Source organism: Alienimonas sp. DA493 (genome assembly GCF_043951915.1).
GTDB lineage: Bacteria > Planctomycetota > Planctomycetia > Planctomycetales > Planctomycetaceae > Alienimonas.
In genome coordinates this window covers 1-8,392 of sequence record NZ_JBINJD010000195.1, presented here as the reverse complement: position 1 = coordinate 8,392, position 8,392 = coordinate 1, and the positions used below count along the sequence as shown (strand labels likewise).

At 73.5% G+C, this 8,392-nt stretch carries 4 protein-coding genes and 1 pseudogene; all 5 read left to right on the top strand.

Features of this window, described 5'->3' with window-relative positions; translation table 11 throughout:
* Positions 1-173 precede the first annotated feature (173 nt).
* Positions 174-1,535 (top strand): glucose-1-phosphate adenylyltransferase, encoded by a 1,362-nt coding sequence (locus ACG2DA_RS20245; RefSeq protein WP_395258172.1) that lies wholly within the window; start codon positions 174-176, stop codon positions 1,533-1,535.
* A 118-nt stretch (positions 1,536-1,653) separates the two neighbouring features.
* Positions 1,654-3,066: a 6-phosphofructokinase gene (locus ACG2DA_RS20240; protein ID WP_395258170.1), complete on the top strand. Its 1,413-nt coding sequence runs from the start codon at positions 1,654-1,656 to the stop codon at positions 3,064-3,066.
* A 139-nt stretch (positions 3,067-3,205) separates the two neighbouring features.
* The gene (locus ACG2DA_RS20235; RefSeq protein ID WP_395258168.1) at positions 3,206-4,807 is read left to right on the top strand and encodes an efflux RND transporter periplasmic adaptor subunit; all 1,602 of its coding nucleotides are present in this window, start codon (positions 3,206-3,208) and stop codon (positions 4,805-4,807) included.
* Positions 4,808-4,888: 81 nt separating this feature from the next.
* Complete coding sequence (locus ACG2DA_RS20230; protein ID WP_395258167.1) at positions 4,889-8,029, top strand: hypothetical protein; 3,141 nt, start codon at positions 4,889-4,891, stop codon at positions 8,027-8,029.
* Positions 8,026-8,392, top strand: a pseudogene (locus tag ACG2DA_RS20225) (hypothetical protein); the annotation flags it as partial. The gene ACG2DA_RS20230 and the pseudogene ACG2DA_RS20225, both read left to right, overlap by 4 nt.

The following is an 8,392-nucleotide window of genomic DNA, read 5'->3' as shown; positions in this document are numbered from 1 at the left end:
CTCGCGCTCCGGGCTCACGATCGGGGCCGCGCCGCCGCCCAACCGTCGGTTTCCGGCGGACGTGAAGAGTTTGTCAGACCCCGTCGCCGCCCGGTGGGAAGTCCGGCGGCGGATCGGTACGGTCGCCCCGCGACCTCACCCGACCGATCCTCCGCACACCACGCAGCGCCGCGATGGCCCGTTCGTCCCTCATCAGTCTGATCCTCGGCGGCGGCAAAGGCACGCGGCTGTTCCCGCTGACGGAACTCCGCAGCAAGCCGGCGGTCCCGCTGGCCGGGAAGTTCCGGCTGATCGACATCCCCATCTCCAACTGCCTGAACAGCGGGCTGGAGCAGATTTATCTGCTCACCCAGTTCAACTCCGTCTCTCTGCACCGGCACATCCGGGAGAGTTATAAGTTCGACCGTTTCGGCCACGGATTCGTGGAGATCCTCGCCGCCCAGCAGTCGCAGGACGAGGCGGAGCACGACTGGTACCAGGGCACCGCGGACGCCGTCCGCAAGAACCTGCGGTATATCGAACAGCACGGCGTCAAACACGTGCTGATCCTGTCCGGCGACCAGCTGTACCGGATGAATTATTCCAAGATGCTGGCGACGCATAAAAAGAGCGGCGCCGACGTCACCATCGGGGCTCTGCCGGTCACCCGGCAGCAGGCCAAGGGGTTCGGCATCATGACGCTGAACGACGACGGCCGCGTCACCGACTTCACCGAGAAGCCGCAGACCGACGAGGCGATCGACGCCGTCCGCACCGACCCGGCCTGGATGGACGCCCACGGCATTCAATCCAACGGCCGCGACTGCCTCGGCAGCATGGGCATTTATCTGTTCGACCGGGACGTGCTGGTCGAATTATTGAAGGCCGACGACGCGGAGGACTTCGGTAAAGAGGTCTTCCCGCGGGCGATTCAGTCCAAGCACGTGCAGGCCCATCTGTTCGACGGCTACTGGGAGGACATCGGGACGATCCGCAGCTTCTACGAGGCGAACCTGGAGCTGGCCGGGCCGACCCCGCCGTTCGACTTCGCCGACGCCGCCGCCCCGATTTACACCCAGTCCCGCTACCTGCCCTCCTCCCGCATCGGCGGGGGGACGATCACCGGCAGTTTGATTTCCGACGGGTGCATCATCGGGAAGAACTGCACGATCGAGAACAGCGTGATCGGGCTGCGGTCGTATATCGGCGACGGGGTGACGATCCGCAACAGCGTGGTGATGGGGGCGGACTTCTATCAGGAGGACTGGCACCGCACCGACGACTTCGCCGCCGGCCGCCCCCCGGTGGGCATCGGCGACGGGAGTACGATCGAGGGGGCGATCGTGGACAAGAACTGCCGCATCGGCCGGAACATCGCCTTCGCCCCTCCCGCCGCCCCCGCCGGCGCCCAGTACGCCCCGGACGCCGACTACGACTGGGGCGTGCTGCGGGACGGCATCCTCGTGCTGCCCAAGAACACCGAACTGCCCGACGGCTGGACCCCGGACAGCGGCACCGCCGTCCGCGCCGTCGAGGCGACGACGGCCAGCGCCTGAGGGCTCGTCCCGTACCGCGGAGGTCCGGCCGGGCCTCCGCGTTACGTACGCCCGGCCCGCGGTTTAGACTCCCGCCCACGCTCGTCGGTTTTCCCGCCCTCAATTCCCGCACGATCCGATGAAGCACCTCGGCGTTCTCACCGCCGGCGGCGACACCCCCGCCCTCAACGCGACCCTGTACGGCGTGACCCGCCGGGCCAGCGAACTGGGCATCGCCGTCACCGGCATCATGAACGGCTTCGGCGGGATGATGGACCCGCGGGCGCCGCACGTGCGGCTCAACCCGCTGCTCCAACCGATCCCCGAACTCCAGCCGCACCAGGGCGGCACGATCCTCGGCAGCAGCCGGCATTATATCGGCGAGAAGAACTTCGAGGACTGCCGCGTCGCCGCCGAACGCCTGCGGCGGCTGGGCCTGGAGGCGCTGATCTGCGTCGGCGGGGACGGCACGATCAACGGCATGCAGCCGCTCAGCGAGTTCCTCCCCTGCGTGCTCGCCCCCAAGACGATCGATAACGACCTCGGCCTGAACTACGAAGGCGAGCCCAACGACTGGCTGCGGCAGGATCCCGTCACCTCCAACGACGACCCGAGCCGGGACGCGGCGAACGCCGCCCCGACCTATGTGAAGCGGAAAAGCCCGATCTCGGTCAGCCGGGATACGATGGTGAACATCGCCACCCCCGGCTACGCCACCGCGGTGCTGGTGGTCGCCCACGGCATCCAGCGGATCCGCACCACCGCCGAAAGCCACCGCCGCATCGCCATCGTGGAGGTCATGGGCCGCGACAGCGGGTTCATCGCCCTGGGCAGCGCCTACGGCCAGCCGGACATGATCCTCATCCCCGAGGTCCCCATCGATCTGGACGCCCTCGAAACGGAGATCAAACGCCTGTACGACCAGCAGGAGAACGTCGTGCTGGTCGTCGGCGAAGGCGTGCGGGACACCACCGGCGAGCAGCTTGGCGCCAAGGCCGCCAGCACCGACCCCAGCGGCAACGTGCTCTTCCAAGGCGCCGCGGAGGAGTTGAAGCGGCAGCTCGTGGCCCGACTGGGCGACGATTATTTCCGCGGCTCCAACCGCCACGACAAAGCCGAACGGGCAATCTTCACCCGGAAGGTCGGCCACACCCAGCGCGGCGGACGGCCCGTCGCCTTCGACCGCTTTCATGCGGTGCAGTCCGGCGGCCACGCCGTCGACATGCTCCACCAGGGACTGACCAACGCGGTCAGCATCATCAACTTCAGCGAGCGGGACGGCTTCACCTACGACAGCCTGCCCGCCAACCGTCTGCGGGACCGCTGGGGCATCATCCGGGCCCGCACCGTCGCCCCGGAGTTCTACGACGACCGCCTGTTCGGCCCCTCCAAGGTCGGCCGGGACTACCTCCGCACGATCTTCACCGACGCCCTCGGACGCGACGACGTGGAGTTCTGGATGTCCGACACCTTCCAACCCGGCCACCTCGGCCGTCGCTACGCCAGCGTGAACGTCGACATGCAAAAGCGCATCCGCTACCTCGAAGGCTGAACGCCGAGGTCGGCTCCCCGGAATAATATCTTCCCTCGCCCCCTTTCGGGGGGAGGGGAGCAGAGTCGGCGGGCGTTCTATCCGGCTCCCGCCGCCGTGCTACCCTGACCGGGCTCATTTCTCTCCACGGCAGGTCCCGATGCGTCTCCCCCGGCCCGATCTCCGGCGACTGCTGACCGCCGAGCGGCTCGCCTGGGCGGGGGCCGCGGCGTTGGCGCTGGTCGCGGCGCTGACGTACGGCTGGTGGGGACCGGCCGCCGAGGGGCTGATCGCCGGGACCGATCCGGCCGCCGCCGGGGAAGCCGCCGAAGACCCCCACGCCGGGCACGATCACGGCGCCCACGAGGATCGCGGGGACGAGCCGTACGAAACGATCCGGCTGTCCGAGCAGGCCCGCGGCACCCTCGGCCTGCGGACCGCGGAGGTGACGGTCTCGGACTTCACCCGGCACATCGAGGTCCCCGCCGTCGTCGCGGCGATTCCCGGCCGCACCTCGCTGCGGGTGCCCGCCCCGATGACCGGGGTGCTCACGGACGTGTTCGTCACCGAGGGCCAGGCCGTCGAACCGGGCGACCCGCTGTTCGTCCTCCGCCTCACCCACGAGGACGTCGTCCGCGCCCAGACCGACTACCTCACCACCCTGGAGGCGCTGGACGTCGAGGACCGGGAGATCGCCCGGCTGGAGGCCGCCGGCAGCGGCGTGGTCGCCCGCAAGGTCGTGCTGGAGCGGGAGTACGAACGCCAGAAGCTCGCCGGGTTGCTGAAGGCCCAGCGGCAGGCCCTGTTGCTGCACGGTCTGACCGACGCCCAGATCGCCGGCATCCGCGAATCGCGGAACCTTGTCCGCGAGGTGCGGATCGAGGTCCCCCGGCCGCACGATCCGACGGACCCGGGGCACGACGAACGGCACGATCTGCCCGTGACCGCCGCCGCCCTGCGTCGGCCCGCGACCGCTGCTCAGGAAGGGGCCGCCCCGCCGGAGGCCGTCGGTCGGCCGGAGCCGGTCTCCGGCGCCGCGTCGCCCGCCGCTCCCCTGACGGTCGCCCACCTGCACGCCCGCCCCGGGGAGGCGGTGGAGGCCGGGGCGGAGCTGGTCGAACTGCACGATTTACGGCGGCTCTACATCGAGGGTCGGGCCTTCGCCGCGGACGCCGAGGCCGTCACCCGGGCCGCCCGCCAGGACCGCCCCGTCACCGCGATCCCCGCCGACGGGCTGCTCACCCCCGACGGCGACACGGGCGGCGCGTTGGACGCGGGGGACGACGACGGGGACGCGGACGACCCGTACGGGGCGGCGATCCCCGGCCTCCAGATTCTGCACGTGGCCAACGACGTGAACCCGGACTCCCGCACGCTGCCCTTCTACGTCGGCCTGCCCAACACGATTCTCCGCGACGGAAGGCTGCGCGAGGGCGGCGGGTTCGTCACCTGGAAGTACAAGCCCGGCCAGCGGATGCGGGTGCGGGTGCCGGTCGGCCGGTATGAGGGCGTGATCGTGCTGCCCGCCCGGGCGGTGACGGAGTCCGGGGCGGAGCGGTTCGTGTTCGTCGAGAACGGCTCCACCTTCGAGCAGCGCCCCGTCCGCGTCCGCTACCGCGACGGCGAGCGGGTCGTCATCGCCGACGACGGCAGCGTCCTGCCGGGCGAATCCGTCGCCGTCACCGCCGCCTACCAGCTCCGCATGGCCCTGAAGAACCAGGCCGGCGGCGCCCCCGACCCCCACGCCGGCCACAACCACTGAGCGACCGCTGAACGGCATCCGGTCGCGGCTCCACGGCTGGGGAAGGGGAGAAGCGAGCCGCCGTTCCGTCGGCCCGCGGCGATGGGTTACACCCCGCGGGTGTCGCACCTCATCACCCCGCTGCTCGCCGCCGCCCTGTCGCTCGCGGGATCGGGCGAGCCCGCCGCCCCGACGCCGGAGCAGGAGGACGCGAATCTGCACGCGGTTTGCCTCGCCGGGCCGCACGCCTGGGCCTGCGGGGACCGCGGGGCGGTCTGGCGTTCCGAAGACGCCGGCCGCACCTGGAGTTTCCAAACGACCCCGACGGCGTGGTCGCTGCGGAGCCTGTCGTTCGTCACCGGCGCCCTCGGCTGGGCCGCGGGCGGGGGCGTGGAGGCCTTCACCGGCGACAGCGTCGGCGTGGTCTTGAAGACGACCGACGGCGGGGCGACGTGGGAGCGGGTCGACGAAACCCCGTTGCCGAACGTCGTCGCGGTGCGGTTCTTCACCCCGGACCGCGGCGTCGCCGCCTGCGAACCGACCGACGCCGCCCCGTCCGGGCTGTGGACTACCGAGGACGGCGGCGCCGCGTGGACGCCGCTGCCCGGCCCGCGGCTGGGCCACTGGCGGGCCGCCGCCCTCACCGGGCCGGAGCGGGCCGTGCTGGTGGGCGAACGCGGTCGCATCGCGCTGGCCGGCGGCGGGGCCCTGTCCGCCAGCCCCGCGGCTCCCGGCGGCCTGCCGGCGCTGAACGCGGTCACGGCCGCCGGCGCCGCGGCGTTCGCCTGCGGGGAGAACGGCCGCGTCTGGCGCTCGACCACCGCCGGCCGGGCCTGGGAACCCGTCCCCGGCCCGCTGCCGACGGCCGGACGCGCCGCCGGCGGACCGGTCGCCCAGGACCTCGACCTGCGGGGCGTCTGGGCGAACGGCGAGGCGCTGGCCGTCTGCGGCGACCCCGGCGGGGCGATCTTCGTCCGCGCCCCCGGCCCCGACGGCCGGCCCCGCTGGACGGCGGGCGGCGTCCCCGGAACCGCCCCGCTGAACGCCGTCGCCTTCGCTCAGGTGCGGGACGCGGACGGGAACGAACGCCCCTACGGCCTGGCGGTGGGCGACTTCGGGGCGATCGTCCGTACCGACGCCGGGCCCGCGGAGGCCGCGGCGGTCGGGTGGAACGCGGTGCGGGCCGGCGGGCGGCGGGCGGCGGCGCTGGCGATCGTCGCCGATCCCGCGGACGGCCCCTTCCTCGCCCTCGCCGCGACCGCGGCCGACGACGGTTGCCGGGCCGTCGTGCTCTGCCCGATCCGGCGGGACCTCGGCGCCGCGGCCGTCCGCCCGGCGGGCGAGGCCGGCCGGCTGGACTCCGCGGTGCTCACCGCCGGCGGCTCCGCGGGTCTGCTGGGATGGGACTTTCCGCTCACCGTCCCCGGCGGGGAGGCGGACCCGGCGGTCATCGTGCGGGAGTGGAACGAACGGCACGAGGGCGACGGAGTGAATGGCGGCGCCGGCCCCCGGCTCGCCCGCCGGCTGGCCCGGGCGATTCGCACCTGGCGGCCGAGCGTGGTGATCCTCCCCGCCGCCGATCCGTCCGCGGCGCCCAAAGGTTCCGCCGTGCTGGTCCGCAAAGCGGCGGAGCAGGCGATTCAACTCGCCGCCGACCCGACGCGGCTGTCCGAACTCGACCAACTCGGTCTGCGGCCGTGGCGGGTCCCGCGCGTGCTGGAGCGCCGGCCGGAGGGCGAGGCGGCCGCGGTGACGGTGCGGGCGGCGGACCCGCTGCGGACGCTCGGCGGCACGGCGGGCGATCTGGCGGCGTCCGCCCGGTCGCAACTCATCTCACGGAGCGAACCGACGCCCGCCCCGGCCGCGGAGGGGTTCCGGCCGATCGAACTGCCGACGGCGCCGCCGCCCGCCCCCGGGGACGCCCTGTACGCCGGGCTGCACCTCGCCGCGGGCGGTCCGGCCCGGCGGTGGGGGCGGCCGCGGGTCGCGGAGCCGGAGTCCGGCGTCGTGCTGCGGCGCCGGTTGCTCACCGCGGCGACGGATCGCATCGCGGCGGGGGCGGCGACCTCGCTGGTCGGGCCGGAGGACGTGACGGCGAACCTCCGCCCGCTCGCCGCCGGCGTGCCCGCTCCCCTGGCCGCCGCGGACCTCGCCCGCCTCGCCGATCAACTCCTCCACGCGGGGGAGATCGACGCCGCGGAGGCCGTGCTGATCGAACTGGCGAACCGCTTCTCCCACGAACCCGCCGCCCACGCGGCGCTGCCGGAGTTGATGCGGCTGTGGGCCGGTAGCGAGCGGGCCTCGCTGCGGCTGGAACCGATCGGCGTGGAGTCGGTGACGACCTCCCGCGACGCCGTGGTGACCGCCGGCGCCGCCCGGGCCGCCGACCCGCGGGTCGAGACGGCGGACGTGAACGTGGCTCGCGGCGTCGGCCATTCGGCGGCCCTTCGCAAACGGCAGTTGGAGGGCGTGTTGCGGCTCGGCGCCCTGTTGGAACAGCGGGCGCCCCGGCGGTTCGCCACCCGACAGGTGCAGCGCCCGTTGGCGGCGGCCCGGCGTCAGCTCGGCGTGCCCACGCCGCCCGGCTCCGCCGCGACCGCGATTCTGACCGGCGACGATCCGACGGCGTTCCTCCCCTGCGGCACGACCGCCGCGGTCCCCCGGCTGGACGGCGCCTTCGCGGACCCCTGCTGGCGGGCCGCGGAGGCCGCCGTCCTGACCGATCCCGCCGGCCGCAGCCGGGGCGGGCTGGTGATGACCGCCCGGGACGACCGGTTCCTGTTCCTCGCCGCCTCCCTGCCGATCGACCCGCGGGCGCCGCTGCCGGCGGTCAACATGACGGCCCGCGGCCACGACGAACCCACGGCCCCCCACGACCGGCTGGAGGTGGAACTGGACGTCGACCGCGACCTCGGCACCGCGTGGCGACTGACCGTCGCCGCGGACGGCGCCGTCGCGGAGGACTGCTGCGGCGATGCCGACTGGAACCCCCGCTGCGCCGTGCACGTCTCCCGCGAAGCCGGGGCGAGCGCCGACGATCCGGGGGACTGGCGGATCGAGATGGCGATTCCGCTGGATGAACTCTCGCCCGAGCCGCCGCCGACCGGGGCGACGTGGGCCCTGCGGATGCGGCGGGTCACCCCCGGCGTGGGCGCCGCCGATTGGCCGTCGCCGGCGGCGGACGCCGTCGCCCTGACCGACGACGCCGACCGCCCCTTCGGCGCCCTGCGGTGGGCGAAATGAGCGGCCTGTTCGACGACGAGCCCCCCGCCGCTCCCCCGCCGCCGGGCGGGCTGATCGTGGGCGTGGACGAAGCCGGCCTCGGCCCGAACCTCGGCCCGCTGGTGATCGGCGTCAGCGTCTGGCGGACCCGCGACGAACCGTGGGAGGTCGATCCGGTGGAGGCGTTGCCCGGCGTGCTGAGTCGCACCGTGGCCGCGGACCGGCTCTGCATCGCGGACAGCAAAGCCGTCTACGCCCCCGGCAAAGGGTTGGAGGAGCTGTCGAAAAGCGCCCGCACCGCGCTGGCCGTCTGCGGGCGGGAACCGGAGACGCTGCGGGGGTGGCTGGACGCCCTCGGCCCCCGAGTTGAGCCCGGAGCGCAAG

Excerpts from the sequence above, each read along its gene's own strand:
- ACG2DA_RS20245 (WP_395258172.1), top strand. The coding sequence starts at position 174 with ATGGCCCGTTCGTCCCTCATCAGTCTGATCCTCGGCGGCGGCAAAGGC.
- ACG2DA_RS20240 (WP_395258170.1), top strand. The coding sequence starts at position 1,654 with ATGAAGCACCTCGGCGTTCTCACCGCCGGCGGCGACACCCCCGCCCTC.
- ACG2DA_RS20235 (WP_395258168.1), top strand. The coding sequence starts at position 3,206 with ATGCGTCTCCCCCGGCCCGATCTCCGGCGACTGCTGACCGCCGAGCGG.
- ACG2DA_RS20230 (WP_395258167.1), top strand. The coding sequence starts at position 4,889 with ATGGGTTACACCCCGCGGGTGTCGCACCTCATCACCCCGCTGCTCGCC.